The sequence below is a fragment of the Martelella sp. HB161492 genome, from assembly GCF_013184775.1.
In the GTDB taxonomy this organism is placed as follows: domain Bacteria; phylum Pseudomonadota; class Alphaproteobacteria; order Rhizobiales; family Rhizobiaceae; genus Martelella.
Genome location: NZ_JAATVV010000013.1, coordinates 23,921 through 40,101, shown reverse-complemented (window position 1 = coordinate 40,101; position 16,181 = coordinate 23,921). Strand labels below are relative to the sequence as shown.

Genomic DNA, 16,181 nt, shown 5'->3' with positions numbered 1-16,181 from the left:
ATTTTTATCGCCGCAACGCAGCAAGCCTATCTGAATTACTCGTAAAACCCCGTACAAATGTACGCGTACAGGGGTGCTCGTTCAATTGTGGCAATTTTCAAATCCATTGAGCGCCTTCATTCTCAAAACGAAATCCTTACTAGGAGAAGGCAATGTTTGTAACGATTCAGGAGTTTCAGCAGCAGCAATACGCAGATCTCGTCGACCAGTTCCTGCGCCTGCGAAAGAAGACCTTTGCCGACCAGCTCGGCTGGGAGGTTCAGGTTTCGGGCGATCGCGAAGCTGATGCCTATGACCGGATGAACCCGGTTTACCTTCTGTGGTGCAGCGACGACCGCAAGACGCTTTACGGCGGCATGCGGCTGATGCCGACCACCGGCCCGACACTGCTCTATGATGTTTTCCGCAGCACCTTCCCGGGCTCGATCGACCTTGTCGCCCCCGGCATCTGGGAAGGCACGCGCATGTGCCTCGACGATGAAGCTGTTCAGCGCGACCATGAGGATATGAGCCCGGGCTATGCCTTCAGCCTGCTGCTCCTTGCCCTTTGCGAATGCGCCCTCGACCACGGCATCCATACGATGATCTCGAATTACGAGCCGCATATGAAGCGGGTTTACAGGCGCTCGGGCGTCGAGGTCGACGAATTGGGCCGTGCCGATGGTTACGGTCGCCACCCGGTGTGCTGCGGCGCCTTCGAAGTTTCCGACGAAGTGATGGAGCGCATGCGCGCCAAGCTCGGCGTCACCCATTCCCTTTTTACCAATGCCTCAGCGCCGCAACCCGGCAGGGCACTGATGGCTTCGGCCGCCTGACCGGCCCATAGACGGAGGCATTATGCAGGACACGACAAAACTCGCAACCGACCAGAACAAGCTCGCCGCGATTCGCGGCTGGGTCCGGCTTGCCCTTTGGGATGCAGAGGAGATCAACGACGAAGCACTCGTCTACATCCTCAAGATGGCGCTCGAACAGATCAACAAGAAATCCGATCCTGCGAGCCTTCACTGACGTAGAACAACTGGAGGCGGCGTGGCGCCGCTTCCATTTTCCGCGCTATTGATTTATGAGGAGAACGGCTGGAAGCGCCCGCCCTCCGCAGCCTGGCAACAGGACAAGGTGAAGACTTCCGATTTTCCCATCATGGCTTTCTCGGCGTGACGGGCTGGTAATGCGGAGCCCAAGCAGTATCAGCGCGCATTGACGAGAGACAACCCATGAACACCGATAATGGCATGAGCCAGCTTCCCTCATGTGAGGACCTCAAGAAGCAGGCACGGCGCCTGCGCCAGGCGCTTCAGGCCCAGGAACACGTTATTTCCCACAGCCTTTCGCTTGAACTGATCGCCGCACAGCTTGGCTATCGCGACTGGAACACCCTCAGGGCCCTTGCGGCCCGGAACGCCGACGGGACCGAGAGGGCCGCCACAGCAACCGAAAGCAGGGCCAGCCTGGCGCTCGGCGAGAGCGTGACAGGGCGCTATCTCGGCAATCCGTTCTCGGGAAAGATCATCGCGCTGCAAGCGCTCGGTAACACGTCACTTAAGCTTACCATCGTCTTTGACAACCCGGTCGACGTCGTTTCCTTTGAAAGCTTTTCTTTCCCCCGCCGCCGGATCAATGCAACAATCGACCGCACGAGCGGCATAAGCGCTGCACGCACCTCTGATGGTGCACCGCATCTGGTGGTTGATCTCTAGGAACGGACTTTTTCTGGTAAGTTCACCGAAACGAACCATAAATCCCTACCCTGACTTGGCAAGCGCGCAGCATTTGCTAAGCTTGGAACCGATTATGCAGACGAATGACAGCGCTTGCAGTGTCAAGATGCAGGGGGAAATCATGGTTGCGCATCACATAGAGGGCCCGTCAGCCCTGATTCTGTCGACTGAAGACATCACGCGGATTTCGGTTCTGATCAAGACGCTGGCGCATGCGCATCGGCTCGCCATCCTGGAAGCCTTGCGCAATGAAGAATGTTCGGTCACGGAACTGTGCCACAGAACCGGGCTCGCACAGGCACAATTGTCACAGCAGCTGGCGACGCTGCGGCGCAGCGGTCTTGTGTCGACCGAGCGCGATGGCCGTTTTGTCTATTACCGCCTGAACAACCCAGCTTTTGGCCAGTTTTTCGACACGCTGGCGGAGCTTGATGTTGTGCCGGAGCTCAACTGAGCCCCGGCCGCTTTTCGGCGTTTCACCATCCGGACCGCCTGACGCAATTTTCTGAAAAAAAGCGTCATTTGACGCTGGACTTGAAAAAACAAGCTGCTATAAACGCGCTCACTCACGGGGCGCAGCAAGCGGCTCCGGAAAGACCGGCAACACATATTGCAGGTCATGCCCAGATAGCTCAGTTGGTAGAGCAGCGGATTGAAAATCCGCGTGTCCGTGGTTCGAATCCGCGTCTGGGCACCACTTTAACCTCTTGGTTAGTAAGCTTCACGCCTTGTCTTCGCGACACCATCCGTTCAATCACGGATGATTGCTGCGGCATCCTCGGTCGCGGCAGGCACGGCGCATAGCTGGAAAGCCCCGCGCCAGGACCCACCGGGATGATCGACTGCGGCAGGAGGCAGCCCGCGCGTGCAGGGACACCGTCCCTGCCACATCTGGTTTGATGATGACGCCGGCGCGGCAGGTTGACGCGCAACGGCCGTCCGGATTGAGGCCGCCATGTGCCCGACACCGCATTTCAAGCTGCATTTTTTGCGTGTAAAATCAAATTAATCTATTAAAGCGTGAACAATAGTTCATCTTGCCATCAAGTTGCCAAGAAGAATCTCAAAAAGACAAAAATAATTGAATTAGACTGTCGTCGCGCTCCAAGGTTGAAGTGGCTGTTCGGCAGAATGTTGTCCTTAAGAACGGCGAAGCCGAAAAGAGAATGCTATGATACACGCAGAACCACCCAAAACAGCCACGGAAACCTGCGCCGACAGGGCCTATGCCTTTATTCGCGGGCAAATCCTGGATGGCGAATACAGCGCCGGCATGTTGCTCAATCCTGCCGAAATTGCAGAAAAACTGGTCTTCAGCGTCATCCCGGTCCGCGAGGCCATGATCCGGCTGAAGGCCCGCGGCCTGCTGACCCAGAGCGGACGCTCAGGCTATTGCGTCGCCACGATAGAACCTGCAGAAGCTACCATTATCTACAAGGCGCTTGCGGCGATCTATACCAGTGCCATCGAACGCTATATCGAATCCCGAAGAATGACGCTGGCCGCAATTGACGTGAGTGCACTTCATGGTGCCGATGGCACGTTCGCGAAGCATGCCTATATCGAGATCTCCCATGAGATCAGCCGGGCACTCCTCACCAAGAACGAATATGAGGTGACCTTGGTGCTCCTCGACAGGCTCTGCGTCATCAATGCCTGCCTGCTGCGCCACCCCGGCGTGCTGCAGAAAGGCTGTGCCGACCTGATCAATATCTGTGAGTTGACCCGTAGCTATAGCCCGGATGCCGTCGAGTTCTACAGGCAAATGATTGCCTATATCGTCAATATAATTGCCACTGAGGTTGCACCCAAATGGGTCTCATGGTGAGGCCGTTTCTGCATGGCCCGGCCCAAAACCGGTTTCGGTTTTGCTGGACATGCTCTCCTTCGCGCCGCGGGACGCCAATGTCAGCCCCGCGGCCCTGACAGCTCGCTGGAACGCCGTGCGTCCTTTTGGACGCACCGGGATGCTCTATCTTACTGAATCCACGCATCGTTCTTTTCGAAAATCGATTCCGATTTTCGAGCCGGCGCGCTAGCCCGCCGCCTCCCGGAAGCGCTTCAGGGTCGACGGCGTATGCATTTGCCCGTAAAGCGCCGCCCAGAAGACTGGACGCTCGTCACGCGCAACGCTCTGCCAGACTGTATTCACAGCCCGCTCACCTGCCCAATAGGCATAGACAAAGGGCGCCCTCAATCCGTGACCGAGGAAGGCAAGGCGGCCTGAAACCGTCTTCTCCGACTGAAAGCTCGCCTGCGCGATAACCGGAACGATCGCTTCAAGCGGCTTGCCCTCGTGATGCATCATCCAGGCCGCGTTGCAGCGCAGGGCGCTTCTGAGGCGTTGCAGGGCAATGGCAACGGCATCGTCGGGCGTGTCGTCCCAGTCGAGAAAGGCCATGCCATTATCGGCAATCCCCTCAAACAGCGCACTAGACGCCGAAGACGTGACCACCTGCGCACCGTCCAGCGGCATGATGCCATCATTGACATAGGCATCGCGCAACCCAAGATGCACGAGATGGCCCGGAAAAGCCTCGTGGCTCGCCAGATGCTTCAGGTCATAGGTTGTATAGGGGAAATCCAGATTGAGCAGGACCTTGCGGCCGAGATAGTCACAATAGGCCGAAAACGGCTTGTCCGTGACGCCAACAGGTTCGATCCATTCCTGTGAAAAATCATACATGGTCTGGACGGTGCGTTGCCGCGCCTCGACCATGATCACGCGCAGGACTGAGATCACGTCGTCGGGCGCAACCCGTCTGGCCTCTTCCCAGCGGCAGATGTCGGTCGCAAGATCGCCGTCGCGAAACCCAAGTTCATCGAGCGCCTGACGCATGGCCATGCGGTATTCATCAAGGATTTCGTCCGACACCGGACCCGGCTCGATGCGGATCTGCCGTCGCAGCCGGTCGGCAAAGCTGATCGGCTTCGCCTCGAACGTATCGATCAGCGCCTCAAGCGAATCGATCATCTCCAGCATGTAGTCACGCCGGAGCGGCACGATGTCGGCGGCTGTCACTTTCTCTGCAAGGCCGGAAAGTGCATCGCGCACCTCGGCATAGTCCGTGAAGGCACGGGCATTGACGGGCGCGACGGCAACAGGGATCAGCCCTTCAGCATTCAGAAAGCCATCGGCGCTGCTCAGACTGCGGTAAAGCTGATCCAGCCCCGCGGTGATCTCTGCAAGTTCCCGGCCACACTCCATCATGACACGCCCGCGTTCAGACATGGCCGGCGACCTCCTTGGGATGATAGGGCGCCTCCATCAGGGCGACATCTTCATCGCTCAGCTCCACCTCAAGGGCCGCCACGGCAGCATCAAACTGATGCAGCTTGGAGATGCCGACCAGCGGAGCGGTGATTCCGGGGCGCGTCGCCACCCAGGCATAGGCAATTTCAGCCATCGAACGGCCGTGACGCCCGGCAACAGCCCGCACGGCTTCGATGACCTGGCTGTCCTGCCCGGCGGTGCGGTCATAAAGCGCGCCCGCCGTGCCATCGGTTTTTGCCCGCGTCGTGTCGCCACGCCCGGCCAGACGGCCACGGGCCAGCGGGCTCCACGGGATGACACCAATTCCCTCGGCCCGGCACATCGGCAGCATCTCGCGCTCTTCTTCACGATAGATGAGATTGTAGTGCGGCTGCATCGACACGAAGGGCGCCCAGCCATGGGCGCGCTGCAGGCCAAGCGCCTTCATGAACTGCCAGGCAAACATCGACGACGCGCCGAGATAGCGGACCTTGCCGGAACGCACGACATCATTCAGTGCGTCCAGCGTTTCCTCCAGCGGCGTCTCATAATCGAAGCGATGCAGCTGCCAGAGATCGAGATAGTCCGTACCAAGCCGCTTGAGACTGCCGTCGATGGATTCGAACACATGCTTGCGCGACAAGCCGCGATCATTCGGGTCATCACTCATCGGATTATAGAGCTTGCTGGCGATCACCAGCTTGTGACGGGGAAGCCCGGACAGGAGATTGCCCAGCACCGTCTCGCTGGCGCCGCGCGAATACATGTCAGCCGTATCGAAGAAATTGATGCCGAGATCGAGCGCCTTTTCCACAATCGGGCGCGCGCGCGCCTCGTCCAGCACCCATGGCGCCCAGTCCGGTGAGCCGAATGTCATGCAGCCAAGCCCCAGCCGCGACACTTTCAGACCAGTTTTCCCCAGAGAGATATAATCCATTAGTACACTACTTCCTGTTCAGCAATCTGTATCGAAAGGCGTTTCGTCACCGCAGAAACTGAGTTCCGTCAGCTTTGATCACCATTCGGGGCGTACGGATAGCATGAATGCACAAAATTAGCGCGTATGCAATTTGTATTCAAAAAATAGGCACCCCCTCTTGCCAATTGCAAAATGCTTGCTAGGCTGAGGGTGTATCAATTGGAAAGAACACATGTTCTCGATCGAAGCGTCCAGTATCGACAAGTCGCTCCCCGTGCCGGTGGGAACGCAATTGCATGGGCTGATGAGCTATACGCTTGCTTTCGGGAATATTCCGCACGGCACCAAGCTGCCCTCGGTGCGCCAGCTCGCCAACGACCTCGGCATCGCACCCATGACCGTGGCGGAGGTTTACAAGAAGCTTCGCGACGCCGGTCAGGTGGAAATGCGCCCCGGCCTTGGCGCCTATTCCGTTCTCGGCGCCCATCACAAGAACCGCGACGCGCTGCCGATTGATGAGCTCAGGCACGATATTGCCCACCTGATCGAAAAGGCGGAAAGCTTTGGCCTGTCGACCATGTCGCTGGTGTCGATGATCAATGCCCAGGCGCGCCTGCCAAAGGCGGAAGCCGCGCTCGACATCATTTTCGTCTGCATCTTCGAAGGCCCGGGCCGCGATTACGTCGAGGAGTTGAAGCCGGTCTTCGCGCCGCAGGATCATGTGCGTCTGGTGTCGCTGGACCTGCTCGGCAAATCTCAGGAATGGCGCGAGGCCTGCGAGAAGGCCGATATCGTGCTCACCTTCCTGCATCGCGAAGCGGAAGTGCGCAGCCATACGCCAAAAGCCAATGTTCTGGGACTGCACTTCATCCCTTCGCAACAGACACGGCAGAATCTGGCCGGACTCGATCCGCGCGCCCATATCGCCGCAGTCACGCATTTCAAGGAATATATCGCGATCATGCGGCCGAGCGTGCGCGAATTCGCGCCCCATGTCTCGGACATTGCAGTGACCTGGTCTTCGGCACCGGACCTGAAGGAAACACTCGCCCGTTGCGATGCCGTGGTCTTTGCCTCCGGCGCTGACGAGGTCGCGACACTCGCGGCCCCTGGCGCCTTCTGCTTCGAATACCGGCATGCGCCGGATCCGGGGCATATCGAAAGTGTGCTGACGCCCCAGCTTGCCCTGCTCCGGCGCCAGCACATGTCAACCGAAATCGCTGAGCCGCACAGCCCGCAAGAGAAGGCGGTCGCCTCGGCGCTTCGATCCTAACCAGAGGGACACAGATGAAATCACTCCTGCTTTCCACGACTTTCGCGGTGGCGCTGGCGCTTGGTGCAGCCCATGGCACCTTTGCCGCCGGAACCGATACCATCGTCATCGGCACCGATGTCGATGCCGGTACACTCGATCCGCGTCTCACCCGCGACACCACCGCCCAGCGCACCGCCAACCTGATCTATTCGGGCCTTGTCGATCTTTCCTCCTCGCTTGAACCCAAGCCCGAGCTTGCAGCAAGCTGGGAGAGCCCGGATCCGACCACGATCATCTTTCACCTGCGTCCCGATCTGACATTTTCCGACGGTTCGCCGCTGACCGCCGATGACGTCGTCTATACCTATCAGACGATCCTTGATCCGGATTTCAATGCACCGCAGCGCACGCTCTACACGCCGATCTCCGCCGTCGAGGCCGTCGATCCGCAGACGGTCAAGTTCACGCTCTCGGCTCCCTATGCACCGCTCCTGTCCTATCTCGACATGGGCATCGTATCCAAGGCGGCGGCAGAAGGCGGCCGTGACCTTGCCACAAACCCGCTTGGCGCCGGGCCGATGAAGCTTGTTGCCTGGAACCGCGGCAGTGACATCGAACTGGAAAAGAACGACAATTACTGGGGCGCCGCGCCGAAGGTCGCAGATGCCAAGATCCAGATCATTGCCGACAACACCTCCCGCGCCCAGGCACTGGAAGCCGGTGACCTTGATGCCATCCAGTCGCCGCTGTCACCGCAGGATATCAAGCGGCTCGAAAGCGATGACCGTTTCGGCAATGCCATCATGCCTGGCCTTGGCGTCACCTATCTGAACTTCAACGTTTCAGACCCGATGCTGTCGGATCCGGAAATGCGCCAGGCCTTTGCCATGCTGGTCGATCAGGATACGATCGTGAACCAGATCTATCAGGGTGTTGATGCGGTCGCGACCTCGGTTCTGATGCCGACCTCCTGGGCCTATTCCCCCGATATCAAGCAGCCGGCTTTTAATGTTGAAGGCGCCGTTGCCAAGTTCAACGAACTCGGCTGGAAGGACACCAATGGCGACGGCATTCTCGACAAGGATGGCAAGCCGCTGAAGATCACGCTTTCCACCCATTCGGAAGACCCGAACCGCGTTCAGTCGGTGGAATATCTGCAGGCCGTCTTCCAGTCTGCCGGCATTGATGCCGAGGTCAACATTTCCGACTGGCCGACCTTCTCGACCAATTATGTCCAGAAGGGCGAACACCAGATCGCATTGCTCGGCTGGCTCAACATCGTTGATCCTGACCGCCTTCTCTACGCGCAGCTGACCACCAATGGCTCGACCAACTGGGGTGGCTATTCCAACCCCGAGGTTGACAAGCTGCTGAACGAGGGACGCTCGAGCCTCGATCAATCCGTCCGCACCGAAGCCTATCAGAAGGCGGCGGCGATCCTTGCCAAGGACCTGCCCTATTACATCATCTCCGATCAGGGCTATCAGCTGTTCTATTCCAAGGACATCGCCTATCCGGTCGTCGCCAATCCGCGCGGCACCTTCCGTGGTCTGATCGGCATCGGCCAGTAAAACAACATCATAACCGGCCGGGCATGTCCCGGCCGGCTCCCCCCTTCCTCAATCAGGGTGAAAGACCATGGCCTTCAAACAGGTTCTCGGGCCGGACTTCTATGCGAAAGTGCATGCCGATATCCGGGCGAAAATGGCAGAGGCAGAGATCGATCTTCTGCTGCTCGATTCCAATGACGATGTGATCTACACAACCGGCTTTTCGCATTATACGACCGAGCGCCCGGTGGTCTTCGCCATCACGAAAGACCGCACCTTCCTGCTGATCCCCAAGCTTGAGGAAGCCCATGCGGCGCATCAGAACATCGCCGCCGAGCCAATCATCTATTTCGAGTTCCCCGGCGTCGATCCCTGGGCCGCCGTCCTCGGCCGCGCCCTTGCCGATGTGAAGGGCACGATCGCCCATTCCGCCAGCATCTCGCTGGCACGCATCGCCCCGATCAAGGCCGCCTTCCCTCAGGCAGACCGGGTGATCGCGACGGACATTGTCCAGAAGATGCGGCTGAAGAAATATCCCGAAGAAATCCTGCTGCACCGCGAGGCTGCCCGCATTTCCGATGAGATGGTGAAGGCCGGCGTCGCCCTGATCGCCGAAGCCATGGCCTCCGGCGGCTCGCTGCCAAGCGAGATCGAAATTGAATCCCACGTTTCGCGCCATGCGATGAAGATCATGCATGAAGATCATGAAAGCGTGATGCTGGTGCAGGGCCTTGCCAGCGGGCTGGTCTATTCCGGCGCGCGCTCGGCCTTTCCTCACGGCATGCCGACCGGCAATCCGGTGAAACGCGGCGAGAGCATCATCCTGTCGCTCGGCTGCCGCGTCGGCGGTCGGGCAGCGGAAAGCGAACGGACTTTGTTCATCGGCGAGCCGACCAAGACCCAGCAAGAACATTACGCCGTCGCCTTTGAAGCGCAGCGCCTCGGCACAGCCGGCCTTGTCGCCGGTCACACCTGCGCTTCCGCCGACAATCGCGCGCTTGCCTATATCCGCAACTCCGGCATGAGCGACTATCTCCTGCACCGGGTCGGCCATGGCATGGGCGTCATGTTCCATGAGCCGCCATGGGTGGAAGCCGGCGATGAGACCATTCTCGAGCCCGGCATGATCACCTCGTCAGAACCGGCCATCTTCGTGCCCGGCTTTGCCGGCTACCGCATCGCCGACACGGTTCTGGTGACACCGGATGGCCCCGACAGCATGACCCATTATCCGCGCGCATTCGAGGAGGTCATCATTGCCTGATCGCGTCAGAGAAAGAGCGGTGCGGGGTGCGCAGCCATGCTAGCCTATATCGTAAGACGCATCCTGCTGCTGATCCCGATGGCGATCGGCACGGTGATCGTCACCTTCTGTCTCCTGCTCCTGATCCCCGGCGATCCGGCTGCCGTTCTGCTCGGTCAGGAGGCAAGCCCGGAAGCGATTGCCAGCCTCAGATCCGCACTCGGCCTTGATCTGCCCTGGTATCAGCGGCTGCTTGGCTATTTCGGCGATCTTCTGCATGGCAATATGGGCATGTCGATCTTCCAGAACGAGCCGGTGGCAAAGATCATTGCCGACCGCCTGCCCGCCACGCTGGAACTGGCCTTTATCTCGCTCGTGATCGCTGTTGCCATCGGCATGACGCTCGGCGTGCTCGCCGCCATGCGCCAGGGGTCCTGGATCGATACCTTCGCCATGCTGTTTGCCCAGCTCGGCGTGTCGATGCCGGTCTACTGGCTCGGCCTGCTGCTGATGCTCGCCTTCGCCGTACAGCTCGGCTGGCTGCCGGCCGTCGGCCGTGGCGAGGGCATTGTCCCGGCCCTTGGTGACGCCTTTACCGGCAATCTGACCCCGCTGACCGATTCCCTGAAACATATCGCCCTTCCGGCGCTGGCGCTGGCGGCCAATTCGGCTGCCGTGATTTCGCGGCTGGTGCGCGCCTCAATGCTCGAAGTCATGCGCGAGGATTTCGTCCGCACCGCCTATGCCAAGGGCCTGCGCCGGCCGCGCGTCGTCATCCGTCATGCGCTCCGAAACGCGCTTCTGCCGGTGCTGTCGATCATCGGCCTGCGCTTCGGCGCCTTGCTCGGCGGCGCGGTGCTGACGGAAAGCATCTTTGCCTGGCCGGGTCTTGGCCAGCTGACCATCACCGCGATCTCGCAACGCGACCTGCCGCTCATTCAGGGCATCGTGCTGACTTTCGCGATCCTGTTCGCGCTGATCAATCTGATCGTCGATCTTCTTTATGCCGCGGTCGATCCGCGCATCAGGCTGGGGTAACGGTCATGCGTGTTCCAAAAGCTCTCCGCAACACCTCACTCGTCATCGGTGCGCTGATCTCCGGCGCCATCGTTCTGGCCGCGATCTTCGCGCCCTATATCGCCACCTATGATGTGGCGAAGATGGACATGATGCATCGCTTTGCCTGGCCAAGCGCCGGTCATATTCTCGGTACGGACAATTTCGGCCGGGATCTGTGGTCACGCCTCGTCTTCGGTGCCCGTGTGTCGATGTCGATCGCGCTGATTTCGGTTCTCGTCTCGGCGATCATCGGCACCGTTGTCGGCCTTGTATCCGGCTATTTCGGTGGCTGGGTCGATAATGTGCTGATGCGCATCACCGATGTCTTTCTCGGCTTTCCGCCGCTGATCCTGGCGCTTGCCATCGTCGCCGTGATGGGACCCGGCATTCTCAACATCGCCTTTGCCATCATCGTGGTGAACTGGACAGAATATGCCCGGGTTGTGCGGGCGGCGACACTGGTGCTGCGCGAACAGAATTATGTTCAGGCCGCAAAGGCGATCGGCGCCAGCCCTGCCCGCATCATCTTCCGTGAGCTGCTCCCCAACACCTGGGGCCCGATCATCGTGCTCGCCTCGCTTGGCGTCGGTACAGCGATCATCTCCGAATCCGCACTCAGCTTCCTTGGCTTCGGCCTGCCACCACCGACACCGACCTGGGGCTGGACGCTTGCCTATGGCACCCGCTTCATCCGCGATGAGCCTTGGCTTTCCATCATTGCCGGCGCCACCATCATGGTGAGCGTGCTTGGTTTCAACCTGCTCGGTGACGGGCTCAGAGATATCCTTGATCCGCGCCAGCTCACCCGCGGCGGCGGCAAGGCGAAATAACATTTAGAAATAGGGACTGCATAGACATGGTCAAATCCATTACCCCGATCCGCAAGGTTTTCACCCATCATGCCAATGGCAATGAAGCCGCGCTCTTGATGCATGAAATCACCGGCGAGACCGACGGGCCGACAATCGGCATTTCGGCTGCCATTCATGGCAATGAAAACACCGGTTCGCAGGCCATCCTCGAACTTTACCGGATCATCAAGGATCTGCCGCTGAAGGGAAAGATCGTGCTGGCGCCGGTCGTCAATCCCTATGCTTTTGCCGTCAACCATCGCTACGCGCCGAACGATGAGAACGACCTGAACCGCCAGTTTCCGGGCACGCCGACCGGCACCTACAGCCAGCAGCTTGCCTACTGCTTCGCCAATGAATTCCTGCGCAAGATCGACGTTCATATCGACCTTCACTCCGGCACGGATCGCCCGACGGTCGACTATGTCTATATCTGGAACAATGACGAACTGTCGCGTTCCTTCGGCTCCACCGTGCTTTACCGCCCGACCAAGGGCAAGGGCGGCACGGTCTTTGGCGGCACGACGACGGCAGTCACCGTCCAGGAGCGCAATATCCCGGTTGCCGTGATCGAGCTTGGCGGCGGCATCGTCGATCAGCGCCCCTATATCAAGCGCATCGTCGACGGTCTCCTGAACATGCTGAAGACGCTCGGTGCCATTGAAGGCGAACCGGTTGCCCCGCCGAAGCAGACGGTCGTGACCGAACTCACCGGCATCCGCCCGACCCGCGGCGGCTGGCTGGAGCCGCTCTGCCCGGCCAATGGTGAATTCATCAAGGGCGGTGATCTGCTCGGCCGCGTTGTCAGCCCCTTCACCTTCGAGGTGCTGGAAGAAATCCGGAGCCCTTATGAAAACGGCATCATGATCATGCAGCACCTGACCCGTAACCTCGTCGAGGCCGGTGATTATGGGTTCATGGTCGGCAATCTCGACGGATCAACCGATTGACAGAGTTCGGACCGCAGTGAGGAAGGCTCCCCCTTTCACCTGCCTCAAACCGGTCCGTTCGCCGGCCACCTGCAGACCCGAAACGGGTGGCCGGCCATCTTTGAGAAACAGGAGCGCAGATGATGCAGACAAAAGCAGAGGCCGCACCGGCGATCCGCGTTGTTGATCTCAATATCGAGATCCGCAGCGATCGCGGCAGCTTCCCGGTTGTCTCCGACATGAACCTGGCGGTCGCGCCCGGCGAGACGCTCTGCATCGTCGGCGAGAGTGGCTGCGGCAAATCCATGACCGCCCTTTCGCTGATGCGGCTGCTGCCGGAAGCCGCCCGGGTGACATCCGGTAGGATTGAGATCGATGGAACCGATTTTCTGTCGCTGCCGCAGCGCAAGGTGGAAGACTGGCGCGGCGAGCAGATCGCGATGATTTTCCAGGAGCCGCTCACCGCGCTCAACCCGGTGCTGACCATCGGTGAACAGATCGTCGAAGCCGTGCGGCAGCACCGCCGGACATCGCGCCGGCAAGCGCTTGCCCGTGCTGTCGAAGTCCTCAAGCTGGTGCAGATGCCGGATCCCGAACGCCGGGCCAAACAATATCCGCACGAACTGTCCGGCGGCATGCGCCAGCGCGCCATGATCGCCCTTGCGGTCGCCTGCGACCCGAAGATCATCATCGCCGACGAACCGACCACGGCACTTGACGTCACCATCCAGGCCCAGATCCTCGGGCTGATCTCCGAATTGCAGAAGCGCCTCGGCACGGCCCAGATCCTGATTACCCATGATCTCGGCGTCGTCGCCGAAGTCGCCGACAAGGTGATCGTCATGTATGCCGGCCGCCGGGTCGAGGAGGCGAGCGTTTACGATCTCTTCGACCGCCCGCTTCACCCCTATACGCGCGGGCTGCTCGGCGCCATGCCGCGTGCCACCACCATTGAGCGCGAGGATGGACGGCTCACCGATATTCCCGGGACCGTGCCGCCGCTCTTCGATCTGCCGAAAGGCTGTGCCTTTGCGCCGCGCTGTCCGGGTGCCTCGAAGCGCTGCCTTGAAGAACGCCCGCCCTTTGAAGAAAAGACCCCCGGCCACTGGGCCGCCTGCTGGGAGCATGACAATGCCGCATGATGAAGCCCCCCTGCTCGAGGTTCAGGACCTGGAAGTGCATTTCCCCATCCGCGCTGGCGTGTTCAAGCGGCAGGTCGGCGCAGTGAAGGCAGTCGACGGCGTTTCCTTCACGCTCAAGCGTGGCGAAACGCTGAGCCTTGTCGGCGAATCGGGCTGCGGCAAGTCGACCACCGGCCTGGCGCTGATGGGCCTCGTCAAGCCGACCGGCGGCAGGGTCCGCTTCGAGGGCAAGGAGATCGAGGGTTTCAGGCGTGCTGCCGTCAAGCAGTATCGCCGGCGGATGCAGATCGTCTTTCAGGATCCTTTTTCATCGCTCAATCCACGCCACAAGGTGCGCGACATCATCCGCGCACCGCTTGATGTCCACCATATCGGCACGCCGGCGGAGCGCGAGCAAGCGGTTGCCGAGCTGATGCAGCGCGTCGGCCTCAGACCCGATCAGGCCGATAATTACGCCCATCAGTTTTCTGGCGGCCAGCGCCAGCGCATCGGCATCGCCCGCGCTCTGGCGCTGAAACCCGATGTCATCGTCTGCGATGAACCGGTCTCCGCACTCGATGTTTCGGTTCAGGCACAGATCCTCAATCTTCTGATGGACCTGCAGCGTGATCTCGGCATTTCCTATCTTTCGGTTTCGCACGATCTCGGTGTTGTCGAGCATATCTCCACACGTGTGGCAGTGATGTATCTCGGCCGCATCGTCGAGATCGGTGAGAAAACGCAATTGTTCGAAAAGCCGCTCCATCCCTATACCGAACTGCTGATGCGCTCGGCGCCATCGCTCGACCCGCGCCATCGGCACGCCTTCTCAACCTCCAGCGATGATATTCCAAGCGCCACCAACCGGCCTTCGGGCTGCGCCTTCCATAAACGCTGTCCGCTGGCGACCGACCTCTGCCGGACCGATGATCCGCCACTGACGCGCCGGGAAGCGGCGGAACATCGCGTTGCCTGCCATCATCGCTGAACGAAACGGATAATTCCCATGATCAATTCCACGCTTTTCACAGGCGGCCGCATTCTCGACCCGCATTCGGCTACACTGGTTGATGGTCTTTCGGTGCTGGTTGAGGGCGACCGCATCAAGGCGGTTGGCGCCGATGTCGAAGCGCCGGCGGATGCGCGCGAGATCGCCCTTGGCGGCCGCACATTGATGCCCGGGCTGATCGATTGTCATGTTCACGTCGGGGCGTGGTCGCTGGATCTGTGGGGAAACATGGTCGTGCCCGGCTCACTGGCCGCCCTTCGCGCCGCAAGCGTGATGGAAGAGGCACTGGGACGCGGCTTCACCACGTTGCGCGATCTCGGCGGGGCCGATGCAGGCCTTGCCCGTGCGGTGGAAGATGGGCTGATCGATGGCCCACGCCTGATCGTCTGTGGCAAGGGGCTGACGGTGACCGGCGGCCATTCGGACCTGAGAACCCGCAGCGACAACCGGCCGGGTCTGCTGTCGGACCGGGTTGGTTCCATGGGATTGATCGTCGACGGCGTCGACAATGTCCGCGCCGCCTGCCGGACCATGATCAAGGAAGGCGCGAAATTCATCAAGGTCATGGCCAATGGCGGCGTCTCCTCCCCCAATGACCCGATCCACTCGATCCAGTATTCGCGCGACGAGATCGCGGCCATGGTCGAGGAAGCCGACAATGCCGGTTTTTATGTTGCAGCCCATCTCTATACCGACCGGGCCATCGAACGCTGTGTCGAACTTGGCGTCCGCTCGCTTGAACATTGCAATCTGATCACGGCCGAAACCGCGCAGAAAGCCGCAGACAGAGGCTGCATATCCATTCCCACCCTCGTCGCCTATGAGGCGCTGGCGCTGGAAGGCGAAGCCCTTGGCCTCGGCGCTTCGGAATTCGCCAAGATCGAGACCGTCAGACAGGGCGGGCTCGCCTCGCTGGAAATTATGCGCGACGCCGGCCTCAAAATGGCTTTCGGCTCGGATCTTCTCGGCGAATTGCGCAAATATCACTGCATGGAGTTCGAGATCCTCGCCCGGGTTCTCACACCGGCCGAGATCATCCGCTCGGCAACGGTTGTCGGTGCTGAACTGTGCCAGATGGACGGTGAGATCGGCATTGTCGCAGCGGGCGCTTCAGCCGACCTCCTGGTGATCGATGGCAATCCGCTCGATGATATCACGCTTCTCGGCGGAGATGGCGCCCACATGGACATGATCATGGCGCGGGGCCGCATGCATAAACGCTCCATCTGAGCAACCCGGGCAACCGTTCTGCCCACATTGCAGCGTCACCA

General features: G+C 60.1%; 16 protein-coding genes and 1 tRNA gene. 15 read left to right on the top strand and 2 right to left on the bottom strand.

The window, feature by feature from the left end; genetic code table 11:
* Positions 1-152 precede the first annotated feature (152 nt).
* The 6 genes from HCK86_RS19515 (at position 153) to HCK86_RS19490 (ending at position 3,549) form a co-directional block, all read left to right on the top strand.
* Positions 153-815, top strand: coding sequence for an acyl-homoserine-lactone synthase (locus HCK86_RS19515; protein WP_176086161.1), 663 nt, complete (start codon positions 153-155; stop codon positions 813-815).
* A gap of 22 nt (positions 816-837) precedes the next feature.
* Complete coding sequence (locus HCK86_RS19510) at positions 838-1,011, top strand: hypothetical protein (protein WP_176086160.1); 174 nt, start codon at positions 838-840, stop codon at positions 1,009-1,011.
* Between the two features lie 206 nt (positions 1,012-1,217).
* Positions 1,218-1,700, top strand: a complete 483-nt coding sequence (locus HCK86_RS19505) for a glyoxalase superfamily protein (RefSeq protein ID WP_246739684.1) — start codon at positions 1,218-1,220, stop codon at positions 1,698-1,700.
* Positions 1,701-1,842: 142 nt separating this feature from the next.
* Positions 1,843-2,175 (top strand): metalloregulator ArsR/SmtB family transcription factor, encoded by a 333-nt coding sequence (locus tag HCK86_RS19500; RefSeq protein ID WP_176086159.1) that lies wholly within the window; start codon positions 1,843-1,845, stop codon positions 2,173-2,175.
* A 167-nt stretch (positions 2,176-2,342) separates the two neighbouring features.
* Positions 2,343-2,418: transfer RNA gene (locus HCK86_RS19495), tRNA-Phe, on the top strand.
* A gap of 474 nt (positions 2,419-2,892) precedes the next feature.
* Positions 2,893-3,549: a GntR family transcriptional regulator gene (locus HCK86_RS19490; protein ID WP_176086158.1), complete on the top strand. Its 657-nt coding sequence runs from the start codon at positions 2,893-2,895 to the stop codon at positions 3,547-3,549.
* Positions 3,550-3,756: 207 nt separating this feature from the next.
* On the opposite strand, the gene HCK86_RS19485 is transcribed toward HCK86_RS19490, so the two are convergent.
* Positions 3,757-4,953, bottom strand: coding sequence for a hypothetical protein (locus tag HCK86_RS19485; protein WP_246739683.1), 1,197 nt, complete (start codon positions 4,951-4,953; stop codon positions 3,757-3,759).
* Positions 4,946-5,911, bottom strand: coding sequence for an aldo/keto reductase (locus HCK86_RS19480; RefSeq protein ID WP_176086157.1), 966 nt, complete (start codon positions 5,909-5,911; stop codon positions 4,946-4,948). Before HCK86_RS19480 ends, HCK86_RS19485 begins: the two co-directional genes overlap by 8 nt.
* Positions 5,912-6,125: 214 nt before the next feature.
* Between HCK86_RS19480 and HCK86_RS19475 the strand changes: the two genes are divergently transcribed.
* From HCK86_RS19475 to HCK86_RS19435, 9 genes are all read left to right on the top strand, one after another.
* Entirely contained in the window at positions 6,126-7,166 is a 1,041-nt protein-coding gene (locus HCK86_RS19475; protein ID WP_176086156.1) for a GntR family transcriptional regulator, read from the top strand.
* A gap of 14 nt (positions 7,167-7,180) precedes the next feature.
* Positions 7,181-8,719, top strand: a complete 1,539-nt coding sequence (locus HCK86_RS19470; protein WP_176086155.1) for an ABC transporter substrate-binding protein — start codon at positions 7,181-7,183, stop codon at positions 8,717-8,719.
* A gap of 67 nt (positions 8,720-8,786) precedes the next feature.
* Positions 8,787-9,962 carry a Xaa-Pro peptidase family protein gene (locus HCK86_RS19465; RefSeq protein ID WP_176086154.1) on the top strand — a complete coding sequence of 392 codons (1,176 nt, stop codon included), beginning with the start codon at positions 8,787-8,789 and terminating at the stop codon, positions 9,960-9,962.
* 36 nt (positions 9,963-9,998) lie between these two features.
* The gene (locus HCK86_RS19460; RefSeq protein WP_176086153.1) at positions 9,999-10,979 is read left to right on the top strand and encodes an ABC transporter permease; all 981 of its coding nucleotides are present in this window, start codon (positions 9,999-10,001) and stop codon (positions 10,977-10,979) included.
* Between the two features lie 5 nt (positions 10,980-10,984).
* On the top strand, positions 10,985-11,830 hold the full coding sequence (locus tag HCK86_RS19455; RefSeq protein WP_176086152.1) for an ABC transporter permease: 846 nt from the start codon (positions 10,985-10,987) through the stop codon (positions 11,828-11,830).
* 26 nt (positions 11,831-11,856) lie between these two features.
* Positions 11,857-12,801: a succinylglutamate desuccinylase/aspartoacylase family protein gene (locus tag HCK86_RS19450; RefSeq protein WP_176086151.1), complete on the top strand. Its 945-nt coding sequence runs from the start codon at positions 11,857-11,859 to the stop codon at positions 12,799-12,801.
* Between the two features lie 119 nt (positions 12,802-12,920).
* Positions 12,921-13,922, top strand: a complete 1,002-nt coding sequence (locus HCK86_RS19445) for an ABC transporter ATP-binding protein (protein ID WP_246739682.1) — start codon at positions 12,921-12,923, stop codon at positions 13,920-13,922.
* The gene (locus tag HCK86_RS19440) at positions 13,912-14,889 is read left to right on the top strand and encodes a dipeptide ABC transporter ATP-binding protein (RefSeq protein WP_176086150.1); all 978 of its coding nucleotides are present in this window, start codon (positions 13,912-13,914) and stop codon (positions 14,887-14,889) included. The genes HCK86_RS19445 and HCK86_RS19440 overlap by 11 nt, the downstream gene beginning before the upstream one ends.
* Before the next feature lie 18 nt (positions 14,890-14,907).
* Positions 14,908-16,140 (top strand): amidohydrolase family protein, encoded by a 1,233-nt coding sequence (locus tag HCK86_RS19435; RefSeq protein ID WP_176086149.1) that lies wholly within the window; start codon positions 14,908-14,910, stop codon positions 16,138-16,140.
* Positions 16,141-16,181 lie beyond the last annotated feature (41 nt).